The organism is Nocardia sp. NPDC004068, assembly GCF_042874315.1.
Taxonomy (GTDB): Bacteria; Actinomycetota; Actinomycetes; order Mycobacteriales; family Mycobacteriaceae; genus Nocardia.
Map to the genome: position 1 here is coordinate 344,790 of NZ_JBIAMW010000004.1, position 18,869 is coordinate 363,658.

Here is an 18,869-nt window from a genome sequence, read left to right on the forward strand (position 1 = left end):
TTCGAACTGCCCGACCTCGAGGTGGCCGGGGTGCCGCTGGACGTGGTCACCGCCAAGTTCGATCTGCACCTGAACCTGACCGAACGCTTCGACGCGCACGGCGCGGCCGAGGGCATGAGCGCCGAATTCGCCTATGCCACCGACATGTTCGACCCGGCCACGGTCGCGGCGTTCGCGCGGCGGCTGGTGCGGATGCTGGCGGCGGTGGCCGCCGATCCGACCGTGGTCGTCGGCGACGTCGAACTGCTCGACGACGCCGAACGCCGCAAGGTCCTCGACAACTGGAACGCCACCGCCTACGACATCGACCGCGTGGTGCTGGGCAAGGCCGCGGGCAGCACGCCGCTGACCCTGGCGACGATGTTCCAGCGGCAGGTCGAGCGGACCCCGGACGCGCCCGCGCTGACCTTCGAGGGCGAGACGCTCACCTACGCGGAGTTCGCCGCTCGCGTGAATCGTCTTGCGCGCGAACTCATCTCGCGGGGCGTCGGCCCGGATTCGATGGTGGCGCTGGGGATGCGGCGCTCGATCGAACTGGTCGTGGGCATGTACGCGGTGACCGTCGCGGGCGGCGCGTACGTACCGCTGGATCCGGACAACCCGGCCGAGCGCAACCAGTACGTGCTCGAGACCGCGCGCCCGGTGTGCGTATTGACCACGGCGCGAGACGCGTTCGCCGCCGGAATCGAGATCGACACGCTCGAGATCGACACCCTGGACGTGTCCGCGCGCGCGGACGATCCGGTGACCGACGCCGAGCGCGTCGCGCCGCTGCGCCCGTCGAACACCGCGTACGTCATCTTCACCTCCGGTTCGACCGGCCGTCCCAAGGGCGTGGCCGTCAGCCACGAGGCGATCGTCAACCGCCTGGTGTGGATGCAGGACGAGTACGACCTCTACGAGGACGACGTGGTCCTCCAGAAGACGCCCGCCACGTTCGACGTGTCGGTGTGGGAGTTCTTCTGGCCCTTGCAGGTCGGTGCGCGCCTGGTCGTCGCCAAGCCCGACGGCCACCGCGATCCGGCGTACCTGGCCGACCTCATCACGGCCGAGGGCGTGACCACCACGCACTTCGTCCCGTCCATGCTGTCGGTGTTCGTCGCGGAGCCGAAGGCCGCGGAGTGCACGACGCTCGCCAACGTCTTCGCCTCCGGTGAGGCGCTGCCCGCGACGACCGCGCAGCAGCTCATCGAGCTGACGGGCGCGCGGCTGCACAATCTGTACGGCCCGACCGAGGCCGCGGTGGACGTCACCTATCACGAGGTGACCGCGGCGGATCAGGCGTCGGTGCCGATCGGCCGCCCGGTGTTCAACACCGGTGTCTACGTGCTGGATTCGCGCCTGCACCCGGTCGCGCCGGGGGTCGCGGGTGAGTTGTATCTGGCGGGCGCGCAGCTGGCCCGCGGCTACGTCGCGCGGCCGGATCTGACCGCCGACCGGTTCGTGGCGAACCCCTTCGGAGACCGGGAGGGGCGGTCCGGTTCCCGCATGTATCGCACCGGCGACCTGGTGCGCTGGACCGCGGCCGGGGAGATCGAATACCTGGGCCGCACCGACTTCCAGGTGAAGCTGCGCGGCCTGCGCATCGAACTCGGCGAGATCGAGGCCGCGCTCACCGCGCTGCCCGCGGTCGCGCAGGCCGTCGTGGTGGTGCGCTCGGACGACCGGCTCGGCGATCAGCTCGTCGGCTATCTGGTGCCCGACGCGGGCGCGATCGACCTCGACGCCGTGCGCGCGGCGCTGGCCGAGGAACTGCCCGCGTACATGGTGCCGTCGGCGTTCGTGGTGCTGGACGCCTTCCCGCTCAACGCCTCCGGCAAGCTGGACCGCCGGGCGCTGCCCGCGCCGGTGTTCGAGGCCAAGGTCTTCCGCGCCCCGTCCACCCCGATCGAGGAGATCGTGGCGGGCACCTTCGAGGACGTGCTCGGCCTGGCCCGGGTGGGCGTGGACGACGACTTCTTCGAACTGGGCGGCAACTCGCTGATCGCCACCCAGGTGACCGCGCGGCTCGGCGCGGCCCTGGACACCCAGCTCGCGGTGCGCGATCTGTTCGAGGCCAGCACGGTCGCGGCGCTCGCGATCCGGCTCGAGCAGGGCGCGGGCACCGGCCGCCATCGGCCGCGGCTGGTGGCGGGCGAACGGCCGGAACGGATTCCGCTGTCCCCGGCCCAGCAGCGCTACTGGTTCCTCAACCAGTTCGACACCGCCACCTCGGCCGTCGACAACATCCCGCTGGCCGTGCGGCTGTCGGGCACGCTCGACGTGGCCGCGCTGGAGCAGGCCATCGGCGATGTGTTCGCCCGGCACGAGGTGCTGCGCACGACCTACCCGAGTTCGCCCGAGGGGCCGCGGCAGGTCATCCTGCCCGCGTCCGAGACCGCGCCGTCGCTGACGCCGGAGCCGGTCGACGAGGCCGAGATCATCGGCCGCATCATCGAATTCGCGCTCACCACCTTCGACGTGACCGCCGAGGTGCCGCTGAAGGTGGCGCTGTTCCAGGTCACCGGGACCGACGAGCACGTGCTCGCCTTCACCGTGCACCACGTCGCGGCCGACGGCTCCTCGATGGGCCCGCTGGCGCGCGACGTCATGGCCGCCTACATGGCCCGGGTGCGGGGCGAGGCGCCGCAGTGGACGCCGCTGCCGGTGCAGTACGCCGACTACGCGCTGTGGCAGCGCGCCGTGCTCGGTTCCGAGGACGATCCGGATTCGCTTGCCGCGCAACAGGTCTCGTACTGGACCCGGACGCTGGACGGACTGCCCGACCAGCTGGAGCTGCCCACCGACCGGCCGCGCCCGCCCGCGCAGTCGTTCCAGGGCAAGGCGATCCGCTTCGAGATCGACGCCGACCGGCACGTCCGGTTGCAGGAGCTGGCGCGCGCCAACAACGCGTCGCTGTTCATGGTCGTGCACGCCGCGCTGGCCGTGCTGCTGGCCCGGCTCTCGGGCACCGACGACATCGCGGTCGGCACCCCGATCGCGGGCCGCGGCGAACGCGAACTCGACGATCTGATCGGCATGTTCGTCAACACGCTGGTGTTCCGCACTCGGGTCGACGGCGGCGCGGGCTTCGACGCGCTGCTCGCCGAGGTGCGCGAGCGCGACCTCGAGGCGTTCGCCAACGCCGACGTCCCGTTCGAGCGGCTGGTCGAGGTCATCAACCCGGTGCGCTCGACCGCGCGCAACCCGCTGTTCCAGGTGGGTCTGTCGTTCCAGAACCTGGCCGAGACCGCCTTCGAGCTGCCCGGCCTGTCGGTGAGCGCGGTCGACTTCGATTCGCAGCTGGCCAAGACGGATCTGCACGTCACGCTCTACGACCGGTACCACGAGGACGGCACCCCGGCCGAGATCGTCACCGAATTCGGTTACGCCGTGGACCTGTTCGACGAGTCGACGGTGCAGGGCTTCGCCGACCGCTTCGTGCGGGTGCTGGACGCGATCATCGCCGACACCGCGGTGCCGGTGGGCGATATCGATCTGCTCGACGCCGACGAGAGCGCCCGCATCCTGCGCGCCTGGAACGAGACGACCCGGGACCTCCCCTCCGGCACGCTCGCCGGACTGCTGGACGCCTCGGTCGCCGCGCAGCCCGACGCCGTGGCGCTGGTCGCCGACGAGACGGGTTCCGGTGCGCCGCAACAGGTCCTGACCTACCGCGAACTCGACGCCCGGGTGAACCGGCTGGCGCGGCACCTCGTCGAGCGCGGGGTGGGCGCGGAGGATCGGGTGGCGCTGGCCATCCGGCGTTCGGTGGATCTGGTCGTCGCCATGTACGCGGTCACCCGCACCGGCGCGGCCTACGTCCCGATCGATCCCGCCCTGCCCGCCGAGCGCGTCGACTACATCCTCGAGACCGCCGCCCCGGCGTGCGTGCTGACCACCTCGGCGGAGGAGTTCGACGCGCCCGGCGCGGTCCGGCTCGACGAACTGGATCTCGCGGAATACGCCGACACCCCGCTCACCTCCGACGAGCTGGTGCGCGGCTTCGGCCCGGACAACACCGCCTACGTCATCTTCACCTCCGGTTCGACCGGTCGGCCGAAGGGCGTGGCGGTGCCGCACGGCGCGATCGTCAACCAGTTGCGCTGGGAGACGGCCGAATTCGATCTGGGTCCGGCCGACGCGATCCTGCTCAAGACGGCCGCCACCTTCGACCTGTCGGTGTGGGAGTTCTGGACCGCCGCGGTGTGCGGCGGGCGGCTGGTCATCGCCGCGCCCGAGGGGCATCGCGATCCGGCGTACCTGAACGAGCTCATGCTCACCACCTCGGTGACCACGCTGCACGTCGTGCCGTCCATGCTGGACGCGCTGCTCACCGATGCCGGTGGGACGCTGAGCGATTCGCTGCGCCGGGTGCTGGCCATCGGCGAGGCGCTGCCCGCGGCGACCGCGCGGCGGTTCCGCCGCGCCAACGCCGCCGAGCTGTTCAACCTGTACGGCCCGACCGAGGCGGCGGTGTCGATCACCAGCCACCGGGTCACCGACGCCGACGAGGTGTCGGTGTCGATCGGCGCGCCGGAGTGGAACAGCCGGGTCTACGTGCTCGACGCGCGGCTGCGGCCGGTGCCGGTGGGCGTGCCGGGTGAGCTGTACCTGGCCGGCGCCCAGTTGGCGCGCGGCTACTTCGGGCGGCCGGACCTCACCGCGGACCGGTTCGTGGCGTGCCCCTTCGGGGACGGCGCGGGCGCCCGCATGTACCGCACCGGCGACCTGGTGGCCTGGACCGCCGGCGGCGAACTGGAGTACCTGGGCCGCACCGACTTCCAGGTGAAGATCCGCGGCTTCCGCATCGAACTCGGCGAGATCGAGGCGGCCCTGCTGCGGCAGGACGCCGTCTCGGCGGCGGCGGTGCTCGCGCACAGCGATCCGCACACCGGCGACCGGCTGGTGGCGTACGTGGTGGCGAGCGGGCCCGGCGAACTCGACAAGCAGGCGCTGCAATCGGCGCTCGCGGCCGAACTGCCGTCCTACATGGTGCCGTCGCTGTTCATGCGGCTGGACGCCCTGCCGCTCAACGCCAACGGCAAGCTGGATCGCCGGGCGCTGCCCGAGCCGGTGTTCGAGAAGGCGGTGTTCCGGGCCCCGGTGACGCCGATCGAGCAGATCGTGGCGAACGTCTTCGCCGAGGTGCTGCGGATCGAGCACGGCGGCGTGGGACGCGACGACGACTTCTTCGCCTTCGGCGGCAACTCGCTGCTGGCCACCCAGGTCGCCGCCCGGCTGGGCGAGGCGCTCAACACCCGAGTGCCGGTGCGCATGCTGTTCGAGGCGTCCACGGTCGCCGCGCTGGCGGTGCGGGTCGAGCAGCACGCGGGCGCGGGCGGGCGCAAGGCGCTCACCGCGGGCCCGCGGCCGGAGCGGATCCCGCTGTCGCTGGCGCAGCAGCGGATGTGGTTCCTCAACCGCTTCGACACCCAGTCCGCGGCCTACAACGTGCCGATCGCGGTGCGGCTGTCCGGCGAACTGGACGTGGCCGCCCTGCGCGCGGCGATCGCGGATCTGGTCGCCCGCCACGAGATCCTGCGCACGGTGTACCCGCAGACCGGCGACGGCCCGGTGCAGGTGATTCTGCCCGCCGCGCAAGCGGTTCCGGAGCTGGAGGTGCGCACGGTCGCGCTCGACGGCGTCGAGGAGGCCGTGGTCGCGCTGACCAACACGGTCTTCGACGTCACCGCCCGGGTGCCGGTCCGGATCGCGCTGTTCGAACTCGACGGCGCCGCACACGAATACGTGCTGGCGATGGTGGTCCACCACATCTCCGGCGACGGTTCCTCGGTCGGCCCGCTGACCCGGGACCTGATGATCGCCTACGCGGCCCGCTCGATCGGGGAGGCCCCGAACTGGGCGCCGCTCGCGGTGCAGTACGCCGACTACTCGATCTGGCAGCGCGAGCTGCTGGGCAGCGACGACGATCCGGAATCGTTGGCGGCCAAGCAGGTCGAGTACTGGAAGACGGCGCTGGCCGGGCTGCCGGATCAGCTGGATCTGCCCTCGGATCGCCCGCGTCCGCCGGTGCAGTCCTTCGCCGGTGGCAAGGTCGACGTCCGCATCGACGCCGAAACCCACCGGGCGCTCATCGAATTGGCCCGCACCGAGGGCGCGACCCTGTTCATGGTCGTGCACACGGCGTTGGCGGTGCTGCTGGCCCGGCTGTCGGGCACCGACGACATCGCCATCGGCACCCCGATGGCCGGGCGCGGCGAGGCGGTGCTCGACGATCTGATCGGCATGTTCGTCAACACCCTGGTGTTCCGCACCCGGATGACGGCCGACGAGCCGTTCACCGAACTGCTGGCCCGCCAGCGCGAGGTGGACATCCAGGCGTTCGCCAACGCGGACGTGCCGTTCGAGCGGCTGGTCGAGGTGCTCAACCCGGTCCGCTCGACCGCGCGGCACCCGCTGTTCCAGGTCGGCCTGTCGTTCCAGAACCTGGCCCAGTCCAGCCTGGAACTGCCCGGCCTGCGGGTCGCGGGACTGGACTTCGACACCCAGATCTCGCAGTTCGATCTGCACCTGATCGCCACCGACCGCTACGGCGAGACCGGTGAGCCGGAGGGCATCACCGGGTTCTTCACCTACGCCACCGACATGTTCGAGCGGGACACGGTGCAGGGCTTCGTGGATCGGTTCACGCGGCTGCTCGGCACGATCATCGCCGCCCCGCGCACGCCCGTCGGCGATATCGAGCTGCTCGCCCCGGCCGAGCGCGCCGAGGTGGTCGAGGCCCGCAACGCGACCGGGCACGGCCTGCGGCCCCCTCATGGTCCCGCCGAAGGCGGGGACGCGACCCTGGCGTCGCTCCTGACCGCCACCGCGGCGACCAACCCGACGGCGGTCGCGCTCATCGGTCCCGACGGCGCGGTACTCACCTACGCTGAACTGTCGCGCCGCGTGAATCGCCTTGCGCGCCATCTGATCTCGCTGGGCGTGGGCCCGGAGTCGCGGGTGGCGCTGGCGTTCCGCCGCTCGACGGATCTGGTCGTGTCCATGTACGCGGTGTCGGTCGCGGGCGGCGCGTACGTGCCCGTCGATCCGGATCAGCCCGCCGAGCGCACCGGCTACATCCTGGAGACCTCGGCCCCGGTCTGCGTGCTGACCGACGCGGCCGTCGGCTTCGAGACCGACATCGCGCCCGTGGTGTGGCTCGAGGATCTGACCGCCCGCGAACTCGCGGACACCCCGGTCACCGACGCCGAGCGGGTGCGTCCGCTGCGGCCGGAGCACACCGCGTACGTCATCTTCACCTCCGGTTCGACCGGGCGGCCGAAGGGTGTGGCGGTGCCGCACGCGGCCGTGGTCAACCAATTGCTGTGGAAGACGGCCGAATTCGGGCTGGGCGTGGACGACGCGGTGCTGTTGAAGACCGCGGCGACCTTCGACCTGTCGGTGTGGGAGTTCTGGTCGGCGGCGGTGTCGGGCGGGCGGCTCGTGATCGCCACGGCCGACGGCCACCGCGATCCGGCCTACCTGAACGACCTGATGGTCCGGGAGAACGTGACCACGCTGCACGTCGTGCCCTCCATGCTCGACGCGCTGCTGGTGGAATCCGGTGGGACCCTGGCGCGTTCGCTGCGCCGCGTCCTCGCCATCGGCGAGGCGCTGCCCCCGGCGACCGCGCGGCGGTTGCGGTCCGCCAACCCGCACATCGCGCTGTTCAACCTGTACGGACCCACCGAGGCCGCGGTCTCCATCACCACGCACGAGGTGACCGACGCCGACACGCTCTCGGTGTCGATCGGCGCGCCGGAGTGGAACAGCCAGGTGTACGTGCTGGATTCGCGGCTGCACCCCGTGCCCGACGGGGTCGCCGGAGAGCTGTACCTGGCCGGTGCGCAGCTGGCGCGCGGGTACTTCGCGCGGCCCGACCTCACCTCGGATCGGTTCGTGGCCAACCCCTTCGGCGCGCCGGGCAGCCGCATGTACCGCACCGGTGACCTGGTGGCCTGGCACGAGGGCGAACTCGAGTACCGGGGCCGCACCGACTTCCAGGTGAAGATCCGCGGCTTCCGCATCGAACTCGGTGAGATCGAGGCGGCGCTGCTGGCGTTGCCCGAGATCGCTCAGGTGGCCGTGCTGGCCAAATCCGATGAGCGGACCGGTGATCGGCTGGTCGCGTATCTGGTGCCTTCCGGCACGGATCTCGATGTGCCGCAGGTGAAGTCGGCCCTGTCGACGGCGTTGCCGTCGTACATGGTGCCGTCGGCGTTCGTGGTGTTGGATGCGTTGCCGTTGAACGTGAACGGCAAGCTCGATCGGAAAGCGTTGCCGGAGCCGGAGTTCGAGAGCACGGTGTTCCGTGCGCCGTCGACGCCGATCGAGGAGGTCGTGGCGTCGGTGTTCGCCGAGGTGCTCGGGGTGGAGCGGGTCGGCGCGGACGACGATTTCTTCGCCCTCGGCGGCAACTCACTGCTGGCCACCCAGGTCGCCGCCCGCCTCGGCACGGCCCTGAACACCCGCGTCCCCGTGCGCTCCCTGTTCGAGGCCGCCACCGTCGCGGGCCTGGCCGCCAAGGTCGAACAGCAGGCCGGAGCGGGCGGCCGCCCGCCGCTGGTCGCCGGGCCGCGCCCCGACCGGGTGCCGCTGTCGCTGGCCCAGCACCGGATGTGGTTCCTCAACCAGTTCGACACCTCGTCGTCGGTGGAGAACATCCCGGTCGCCATCCGGCTGTCCGGCGACCTCGACGTGGCCGCGCTGCGGCAGGCCGCCGCGGATCTGGTCGTGCGGCACGAGGTGCTGCGCACGATCTACCCCGAAACGCCGGAAGGCCCGGTGCAGCAGGTGCTCTCGCCCGCCGAGGCGCCGCTGGACCTGACCCCCGTGCGGGTGTCCGAGGACCGCGTCCTCGCCGAGGTGGCCAAGCTGGTCTCCGGCGGATTCGACGTCACCACCGAGATCCCGTTCCACATCCGGCTGTTCCGGGTCACCGACACCGAGCACGTCCTGGTGTTCGTGGCCCACCACATCGCCGCGGACGGCTGGTCCATGGGACCGCTGACCCGGGACCTGATGGTGGCCTACGTGTCCCGCTCGACCGGCGAGGCGCCCGCCTGGGCCCCGCTGCCGGTCCAGTACGCCGACTACTCGGTGTGGCAGCGCGATCTGCTCGGCCCGATCGACGACCCGGACAGCCTGCTGGCGCAGCAGGCCGACTACTGGCGTCAGGCGCTGGCCGGGGTGCCCGACGAGCTGAACCTGCCGACCGATCGGGCGCGCCCGACCGTGCAGTCCTTCGCGGGCGGCCGCGTCGTGTTCCCCGTCCGCCGCGAGCTGCACCAGGGCCTGCAACGCGTCGCCCGCGAGCAGAACGCGACGCTGTTCATGGTCGTGCACAGCGCGCTGGCGGTGTTCCTGGCGCGCATGTCCGGCACCGACGACATCGCGATCGGCACCCCGATCGCGGGCCGTGGCGAGGCCGAACTCGACGATCTGATCGGCATGTTCGTCAATACGCTGGTGCTGCGCACCCACGTACGGGGCGAGCTGACCTTCGGTGAACTGCTGGCGCACGCCCGGGAGGCGGACCTGGCGGCCTTCGCCCACGCCGACATCCCGTTCGAACGGCTGGTGGATCTGCTCGAACCCGAGCGCTCCACCGCGCGGCATCCGCTGTTCCAGGTGGCGCTGTCGTTCGAGAACCTGCCGGAGAGCTCGTTCGAACTGCCCGGCCTGCACGTGCGGGCGGTCGACTTCGACGTCGACATCGCCAAGTTCGACCTGTCGCTGACCATGCGGGAATCCGACGACGAGACCAACGGCATGTACGCCGAATTCTCGTTCGCCCGTGACCTTTTCGACGACGCGACGGTCGAGGTGTTCGCGCAGCGGTTCAGCCGCCTGCTCGAGGCGATCGTGGCGCGGCCGGACACCCCGGTCGGCGACCTGCCGCTGCTGGCGGCGAGCGAATACGAACTGCTCACCCAGGTGCACGGCGACGAGGTCATGGCGACCGGGCTGCTGCCGGACCTGATGACCAACGGGCTGCGGCTGGGCCGCGACCGGATCGCGGTGCGCTACAACGGGCGTTCCATCACCTACGGTGAGATCGACGAACAGTCCTCGCGGCTGGCTCGGGTGCTCATCGGCCGCGGAGTCGGGCCGGAACGTCTTGTGGCCGTGTCGTTCCCGCGTTCCTACGAGATGGTGCTGGCGGTCCTGGCGATCACCAAGGCCGGCGGCGCGCACGTGCCGGTGGACCCGAACTACCCCGAGGACCGGGTGCGGCACATGCTCACCGACTCGGCGGCGGTGCTCGGCATCACCGGGTCGGCGCACGTCGACGGGCTGCCCGACGACGTGGACTGGCTGCTGCTCGACGATCCGGCCACCGACGCCCTGTGCGCGGCCGAATCGGCGGACCCGATCACCGACGCCGACCGGCTCGCGCCGCTGCGCATGTCGCATCCGGCGTACGTGATCTACACCTCGGGTTCGACCGGAAAACCCAAGGGCGTCACCGTGACCCACGCGGGCTTGGGCGGACTGGCCGACGTGGCGACCGGACTGTACGAGCTGGAACCGCAACACCGGTTCCTGCACATCTGCTCGCCGAGCTTCGACCCGTCGGTGCTGGAGTGGGTGTGCGCCTTCTACATCGGCGCCACGCTGGTCATCGTGCCCGGCACGATCATCGGCGGACCCGATCTGGCCGAACTGCTGCGGACCGAGGGGGTCACCCACACCATCATCACCCCGGCGGTGCTGGGCACGATGGATCCGGCCGGGCAGGAACAGCTGCTGGTCACCTCCGTCGGCGGTGACGTCACCACGCCGGAACTGCTGGCCAAGTGGCAGCCGGGGCGCAAGTACTTCAACGCCTACGGCCCCACCGAGACCACGATCATCTCCTCCTACGCGCGGTTGTTCCCGGGTCGCCACATCACCATCGGCACGCCGGTGCACGGCATGTCGGCGCTGGTGCTGGACGCGCGGATGAATCCGGTGCCGCCGGGCGTGGCGGGCGAGCTGTACCTGGCGGGCGGCGCGGTGGCGCGCGGCTACCAGAACCGGGCCGGGCTGAGCGCGGAGCGGTTCGTCGCCAATCCGTGGGGTGCGCCGGGCAGCCGGATGTACCGCACCGGTGACGTGGTGCGCTGGTTCGCCGAACCCGATGAGCGGCACGGCAATCTGGCCTCGCCGCGGGTGCACTGGGAACTCGACTACGTGGGCCGCTCGGACTTCCAGGTGAAGATCCGCGGCTTCCGCATCGAACTCGGCGAGATCGACGCGGTGCTGGGCCGCCATCCCGACGTCGAGTTCGCGTTCACCATGGGCCGCGAAACCGCCGCGGGCGCAACGATTCTGGTGTCCTACGTGCTCGGCGCGCCGGACCGCGCGGTGGATCCGGCCCGGTTGACCGAGTTCGTGGCGCGCACGCTGCCGCCGCACATGGTGCCCTCGGCGATCGTGGTGCTCGACGAGATCCCGCTCACCCCGGTCGGCAAGCTGGATCGGCGGGCGCTGCCGGAACCGGAACTCGCCCCGCGCGAATTCCGCGCCCCCGCCAGCGAGATCGAGGCGGTCATCGCCGCCGTCTTCGCCGAGGTGCTCGGCGTGGAGCAGGTGGGCCTGGACGATTCGTTCTTCGCCCTCGGCGGCGACTCGATCCTGTCCATCCAGCTGGTGTCGCGGGCCAAGGCGCGCGGTGTGCAGTTCACCCCGCGCGACGTGTTCGAGCGGCGCAGCGTCGCCGCCCTGGCCGAGATCGCCACCTTCGGCGCGGAGACCGAGCAGCAGCGCCTGCCGGAACTGCCCGGCGGCGGCGTGGGCGAGATCCCGCTGACGCCGATCATGAGCTCGATCCTGTCGAGCGGGTCGTCCTACCAACGCTTCTCGCAGTCGATGGAGCTGCGGTTGCCCGACGGCATCGACCGGCCGACCCTGGTCGCGACCATCGCGGCCGTGTTCGAGCACCACGATGTGCTGCGAACCCGCTTGCGGCGCACCGAGAATCGGTGGGTCTTCGAGGCGCTGGACCGGCACGCGGTCGACGTCGAGGCGCTGGTGCGCCGGGTCGACCTGCCGGGCGACATCTCCGATGCGGAGCTGACGCGGCGGGCGAGCGTCGAATACGACGCGGCGCTGGGCCGATTGGATCCGGCGAACGCGGCCATGGCGCAGTTCGTGTGGTTCGCGTTCGAGGGCGCCGGGCGGCGGGACGTCCTCCTGGTCGTGGCGCACCACTTCGTGGTCGACGGCGTGTCCTGGCGCATCCTCATCCCGGATCTGGCCGTGGCGTGGTCGCAGCTGGCCGCGGGGCAGCCGGTGGCCCTGCCCGCCAACGGGACCTCGATGCGGCGGTGGGCGCACGCCCTCGCCGACGCGGCCACCGATGCCGATCGGGTCGCGGAACTGCCGTTCTGGCAACGGGTTTCGGCCACGCCGGATCCGCTGCTGGGCGACCGCGCGTTCGATCCCGTCGTCGACACCTTCGCGACCGTGGACCGGGTCGAGGTCAGCCTGCCGGAGGACGTCACCGACGCGGTGCTGACCGCCATCCCGGGCCTGTACCGAGGCGGCGTCAACGACGGACTGCTGTCGGCGCTGGCGCTGGCGGTGTCGCGCTGGCGCGGCGCGGACCACGGCGACGCGACGCTGGTCAAGCTCGAGGGTCACGGGCGCGAGGAGGACGTGGTCCCGGGCGCGGATCTGTCCCGCACGGTCGGCTGGTTCACCAGCGCGTACCCGGTGCGGCTGGATCTGGCGGGCGCGGACCTCGACGACGCGTTCGCCGGGGGCGCGGCCCTGGGCGAGGTCGTGAAGTCGATCAAGGAGCAGCTGCTGGCGGTGCCCGACAAGGGGCTCGGCTACGGCCTGCTGCGCTACCTCAATCCGGAGACCGCCGATCAGCTCGGCGGCGCGGGCCAGATCAGCTTCAACTACCTGGGCCGCGTCGCGGGCGCGGACGGCGACGCGGTGTCGCGGTTCGCGGAGCTGGGCTGGGTGCCGACCGCCGACCTGGGTCGTCTCGACGCCGAGATGGACACCGACATGCCCGCCAACGCGACGATCGATATCAACGCGATCGTCACCGACGGCGCGGCCGGCCCGCGCCTGGGCGCCTCGTTCGCCTTCCCGACGGGTCTGCTGACCCGCGAGCGGGTGGCCGAATTCGCCGACCTGTGGGTCGCGGCGCTGACCGCGCTGGCGCGGCACGCGCAACGGCCGGACGCCGGGGGTCTCACCCCGTCGGATCTGCCGCTGGTGACGGTCGAGCAGTCGGATATCGAAGTGTGGGAACGGGATTACCCCGCGCTCGACGATGTCTGGCCGCTGTCGCCGTTGCAGTCGGGTCTGCTGTTCCACGCGCTGATGACGCAGGCGACGGTCGACGTGTACACCATGCAGGCGGTCGTCGACCTCGGCGGCACGCTGGACGTGGCCCGGTTGCGGGCGGCGGCGCAGGCGATCCTGGACCGCTACCCGAACCTGCGCACCGCCTTCGTCACCGACTCCGACGGGCATGCCGTGCAGGTCGTGCTCGATCGGGTGGAGGCGCCGTGGCGGGAGGTGGATCTCACGCATCTGCCCGAGCCGCAACGACTTCCGGAGTTGCAGCGGTTGGTCGAGGTGGATCGCCGGACGCACTTCGACATGGCCGTCGCGCCGCTCATGCGGTTCACGCTGTACCGGACGGGCGCGGATCGGTGGAGTTTGGGCATCACGACCCACCACATCCTGCTCGACGGCTGGTCGATGCCGCTGCTCATGCGCGACATGCTGGTGCTGTACGCGGTGCGCGGCGATCAGACCGCGCTGCCGCGGGTGACGTCCTACCGCAGCTTCCTGGCCTGGCTCGCCGCGCGCGATCGCGACGCGTCGCTGCGGACCTGGGCCAAGGCACTGTCGGGGGTGGACGAGCCGACCGCGCTCGCGCCGCAGCCGCGCGCGTCCGAGGACTACGAGATCGGCAAGCTGATCACCGAGATCGACGCCGACCGCACCCGCCGCATCACCAAGCACGCCGCCGAACTCGGCGTCACGGTGAACACGCTGGTGCAGGCGGCGTGGGGCATCCTGCTCGGGCGGCTGCTCGGACGCGGCGACGTCGTGTTCGGCGCGACCGTGTCGGGTCGGCCGCCGGAACTGCCCGGCGTCGAGTCGATGGTGGGTCTGTTCATCAACACGCTGCCGGTGCGGGTGCGGGTGGACGACCGGCTCACCGTCGAGGAACTGCTGGGCCGGTTGCAGCGCGATCAGGCGGATCTGCTCGAGCACCACTACGTCGGGCTGACCGATATCCAGCGAATCTCCGGCGCCGGAGCGCAATTCGACACGCTGCTGGTGTTCGAGTCGTATCCGATGGACAAGGAGGCGATCGCCGCCGCCAGCTCCATCGACGGCATGTCGGTCACCGGTGTGGGCGTCAACGACGCCACGCACTACCCGCTGACCCTACTGGTGACCGCGGAGTCGACGATCGAGCTGACCTGGAAGTACCTGGGCAGCCGGTTCACCGCCGACGAGGTGGCCACGCTGTCCGGACGCATGCTGCGGGTGCTCGAGGCGCTGCTCGGCGACACCGACGCGCTCGTCGGCGACATCGACATCCTCGACGAGGACGAACGCGCCCGCATCCTCGCGGGCTCGGGCGATCCCGCCGCGACGGGCGCGGACCGGCCCGCCCGGGTCGGCGCCCGCACGGTCGCCAAGGCCCTCGGCGAGGTGGTCGAGGAGGATCCGCAGGCTCCCGCCCTGCTCGTCGACGGCGCGGAAGTGCCGTACCACGTGGTGGATTCGCGCTCCTCGCAGCTCGCGCGGGTGCTGATCAACCGCGGCGTCGGCCCCGGCGACATCGTGGCGATCGCGCTGCCCCGCTCCCTGGACGCGGCGGTCGCGGTCTGGGCCGTCCACAAGGCGGGCGCCGCGGTACTGTTCGCCGACGGCCTGTCCTTCGGCGAAATCGTCTCCGCCGGAGCCGGTTTCGGCATCGCCCTCGAACCGGCCGCCAAGTCGGTCCGCTGGCTGGTCCCCACCAACCCGAAGGTCCGAGCCGACATCACCGCCGCCCCCGCCCACCCGGTCTCCTACGCCGACCGAGTCCGCCCCCTCCACGAGGACCACCCGGCCTTCATCACCCGCGCCTCCGACGGCACCTGGGTCCGACTGACCCAGGACCAGGCCCTCGACCGAGCCGAATCCCTGCGCGAGACCCACGAAGTCGACTACGAGTCGACGACGTACACCCGCTCCGCCGCCGGCCCCGCGCTCCTGGCCGAGTTCCTGGCGAGCGCCACCGCCGGTGCCCTGTCGGTGCTGCCGAGTGGGGACGCGGACGCGGATGTGACGGACGGGGAGGTCACGCACTGGTTCGTGGACGCGGGGGAGTCGGTGGAGGCCGAGGATGAGGTTCGGGTGATCGTGGTGGAGTGAGGGTTTCGTCTCCGGCCGTCGTGGGGCGTCCGGAGGTGGGCTCGGAGGTAAGCTCCGTTCTTCGTTCAGGAGCGGGGATTTGCTGGCCGAGGATAGGGGAGCCGATGTTCATGCCCGAGATGGCAGCCGTATTTCCGCCCGTCCTGGGCAGATGGACGGCCGCGGATCTCGACCGCATTCCCGAGAACGGTCTCAGGTACGAGGTCCTGAACGGCCAGCTGGTCGTCAGTCCCGCCCCGACGCCGTTGCACCAGAAGCTCTTGACCGGGCTGTTCGCTGTCCTGGAAACGGCTGCGCCGCAGTCCTTTTGGGTGCTCCCCGGCGTCGGTGTACTCAGCGGCGAGGACGAACCCATCCCCGACCTGATCGTCGGTCGAGGGCGAGTGGACATGGACGCGACGGGAATTCCCGCCGACCAGGTACTGCTCGCCGTCGAGATCGTGTCACCACCCACGAGCTTGCAGGATCGTCTGGTCAAACCCCTGCTGTATGCCCAGGCCCGCATCGCGAACTACTGGCGTATCGAAACCGGCCCCTTCGAAGGTCATCGGCCCGGCGAGCAACCTCCGGTGCTGTTCGCGCACGCGCTGGCCCGCGGCCGATACGAGCTGACGCACCGCGTCGCCGCCGGGCGGCCGGTGACGCTGGGTTCACCCTTCGCGGTCACCCTCGATCCCGCGACGCTCCTGAGGTAGGCGGGCGCGTCCGTCCGTTCGCCAGAGCCGGTCGATGTCGCGGGCTCGGATGGCCGTGGCGAGCGCTGATCGAAGGGCCGCGTCGATTGTCTCGGGGATTCCGGTCGTGCCCAGGTCGTGTCGGGCGGTTTCCAGTAGTTCGTCGTCGAGGTCGATGAGGTGTTTTCCCATGGTGCCTTCGTCTTGTCGGGGTACTGTGGATGTTTATCGCCGGGTTTGTCCGGTGTGGGGGTGGGGGCTCTCGACACGCGGGGATTAACAGAACGGGGTGGGGATGGCGATTCCGTAGGGTGGGTCGACTGTTCTGGCTTGGGTTGGAGGAGGGGAGCTTTGGAAACGGATAATTCGCCTGCTTTGCGATTGAGTGGGTTGTACAAGGGATTCGGTGGGCCCTGGGTGGTGGACGGGGTCGCGCTCGAGGTGCCTGCCGGGTCGTTCTTCGGGCTGGTCGGGCCGAACGGGGCCGGGAAGACGACGACGCTGTCGATGGCCGTGGGACTGCTGCGGCCGGACGCGGGGCGGTCGGAGATCTTCGGGTTCGACGTGTGGTCGGATCCGGTGCACGCCAAGACGATCGTGGGCGTGCTGCCCGACGGGCTGGCGTTGCCGGAGCGGCTCACCGGACGCGAATTGCTCACCTACACAGGGCTTTTGCGCGGGATGGCGCCGGGCACGGTGGCCGAGCGCGCCCAGGAACTGCTGAGCGTGCTCGAACTCGACGGCGCCGAGAACACCCTCGTGGTCGACTACTCCGCGGGTATGCGCAAGAAGATCGGCCTGGCGACCGCGCTGCTGCACGCGCCGCGCCTGCTGGTGCTCGACGAACCGCTCGAGGCCGTGGATCCGGTGTCCGCCAGGACGATTCGCACCATCCTGCAACGCTTCGTGGCCTCCGGCGGCTCGGTGGTGCTGTCGAGCCACGTGATGGCGCTGGTGGAGAACCTGTGCGATCGGCTCGCGGTGATCAATCGCGGCCGGGTCGTCGCGGCGGGCACGGTGGACGAGGTGCGCGGCGCGGGCACGCTGGAGGAGGCGTTCGTGCGGCTGGTCGGCGGGCGCGTCGCGGGCGACGAGGGGCTGGCGTGGTTGGCGTCCTGATCCGCATGCGGTGGCGGCTCACCACGCGGGCGATGAGCGGCGGCCGGGCAGCGGTGGGCTTCTGGATCGGGCTGGCGGTCGGCGTCGTCGCGGCCGTCGCCACGGCGGGTCTGCTGGCGGGCGTCGGCTACGCATGGGACGTGCGCGCCGCCACGAACGCCGCCGCCGCGCTGTACGCCGTGTGGACGCTGGGCTGGATCTGCGGCCCCGTGCTCACCGGCAGCAGCGACGAGACATTGCAGCCCGAGCATTTCCGGCTGTTGCCGATCAGCTATCGGCAGCTCGCGGTGGGTCTGCTGGCCGCGGCCTTCACCGGTCCCGCCGCGCTGGTGAATCTCGTGGCGTTCGGCGGGCTGGTCCTGCTCGGCGCCCAATTCGGTGTGCTCCCAGCACTTTTCGCGGTCGTCGGGGCGATCGCGCAGCTCGTGTTCGTGGTCGTGCTGTCGCGGGTGCTGCTGGCGTGGATCGGCGCGGCGATGCGATCGCGGCGCGGCAAGGATCTCGGCGTCGTGCTGGCCGCCATGAGCGGTCTCGCGTACTACCCGATCCAGCTGCTGATCAGCTATGTCGGCCCCCGGCTCGAGCACGCCTCGCCGCCGGTGGCCCTGGCGCTGCGGATCTCCCCGTCGGGCTGGGCGCCGTACGCGGTGGAGGCGGCGGCGCGTGGACAGTGGTGGTTCGGTACGGCCGCGGTGGGTGGTTCGGTACTGCTCTCGCTGCTGCTGTGGCAGGCGTGGGCGGTGCTGCTGCGTCGTCGGCTCACCACCCCCGAGGCCGCGGCCGGTCGGGTGCGCGCGAATTCCGGTGTGGGAGTGCTGGATCGGCTGCTGCCGGCCGATCCGCTGGGCGCGGTGGTGGCCAAGGAGTTGCGCACCTGGTGGCGGGACAGTCGCCGCCGGGCGGCGCTGCTGCCGCTCATGCTGATCGGCATCGTGGTGCCGATCTTCCTGGCGCTGCAACACAATCAGGGCGCCCTGCCGTTCGCGGGCGCGTTCGTGGTGTGGATGGCGGCCATGGCCAGCGCCAACATGTACGGCTTCGACGGCACGGCCATCTGGCAGACCCTGGTGGTCCCCGGCGCCGCCCGCGCCGACGTCCGCGGCCGCATGCTGGCCTGGGTGCTCATCGTCGCCCCGTTCGGCCTGCTCCTCACCCTCGTCCTGCCCCCCGTGGTCGGGCTCGCCAAGCTGTACCCGTGGGGCTTCGCCACCCTGCCGGTACTGCTCGGGGTCGGAATAGGTACGGCCATGTACCTGTCCGTGTACGCCGCGTATCCCGTGCCACAACAACGAGGCAACCCCTTCGCGGGCGGCGGCGCCAACCCCGGCTGCGCCCGCGCCCTCCTCCAGATCACCGTGGGCACCGGCCAGATCATCTTCTGCGCGCCGGTCATCGCGATCCTGACCACGGGGGCCTTGCTGAAAAGCTGGCTGCTCCAATGGGTTGCGGTCCCGGTCGGGATAGCCATCGGTCTCGGGGTGGCGTTGTTCGCGGCTCGGTTGGCCGAGCGGCGGCTACTGGAGCGGGGGCCGGAGCTGTTGGCGGAGGTCAAGCCCCGGTAGGGGGGCTACCCGGTGGCCGTGGGTTTCCCCTTGTCCCTGCTGTTCGGGGGTGGGCTCCCCACGTCCCTGCTGTCCGGGTGGGCTCCCCACCTGCCTGCCGTTCGGGCGTGGGCTTCCCATGTGCCTGCCGTTCGGGCGTGGGCTT

4 protein-coding genes (1 of these 4 only partly in view) are annotated in these 18,869 nt (G+C 71.0%); all 4 read left to right on the top strand.

Annotated features, from left to right (window positions below):
* Nucleotides 1-15,369, top strand: partial view of a non-ribosomal peptide synthase/polyketide synthase gene (locus ACFYTQ_RS12325; RefSeq protein ID WP_387359769.1) — the 3' end only. The gene continues 28,416 nt to the left of window position 1, outside the view; only the last 15,369 of its 43,785 coding nucleotides appear in the window; the start codon falls outside the window, past its left edge; its stop codon occupies nucleotides 15,367-15,369.
* 104 nt (nucleotides 15,370-15,473) lie between these two features.
* The gene (locus ACFYTQ_RS12330; RefSeq protein WP_387359771.1) at nucleotides 15,474-16,064 is read left to right on the top strand and encodes a Uma2 family endonuclease; all 591 of its coding nucleotides are present in this window, start codon (nucleotides 15,474-15,476) and stop codon (nucleotides 16,062-16,064) included.
* A gap of 330 nt (nucleotides 16,065-16,394) precedes the next feature.
* Nucleotides 16,395-17,162, top strand: a complete 768-nt coding sequence (locus ACFYTQ_RS12335) for an ABC transporter ATP-binding protein (RefSeq protein ID WP_387359774.1) — start codon at nucleotides 16,395-16,397, stop codon at nucleotides 17,160-17,162.
* Complete coding sequence (locus ACFYTQ_RS12340) at nucleotides 17,147-18,724, top strand: hypothetical protein (protein WP_387359776.1); 1,578 nt, start codon at nucleotides 17,147-17,149, stop codon at nucleotides 18,722-18,724. The genes ACFYTQ_RS12335 and ACFYTQ_RS12340 overlap by 16 nt, the downstream gene beginning before the upstream one ends.
* The last annotated feature ends 145 nt before the right edge of the window (nucleotides 18,725-18,869 follow it).

Bases quoted from the DNA above. Each gene is read 5' to 3' on its own strand.
- ACFYTQ_RS12330 (WP_387359771.1), top strand. From the start codon at position 15,474: ATGTTCATGCCCGAGATGGCAGCCGTATTTCCGCCCGTCCTGGGCAGA.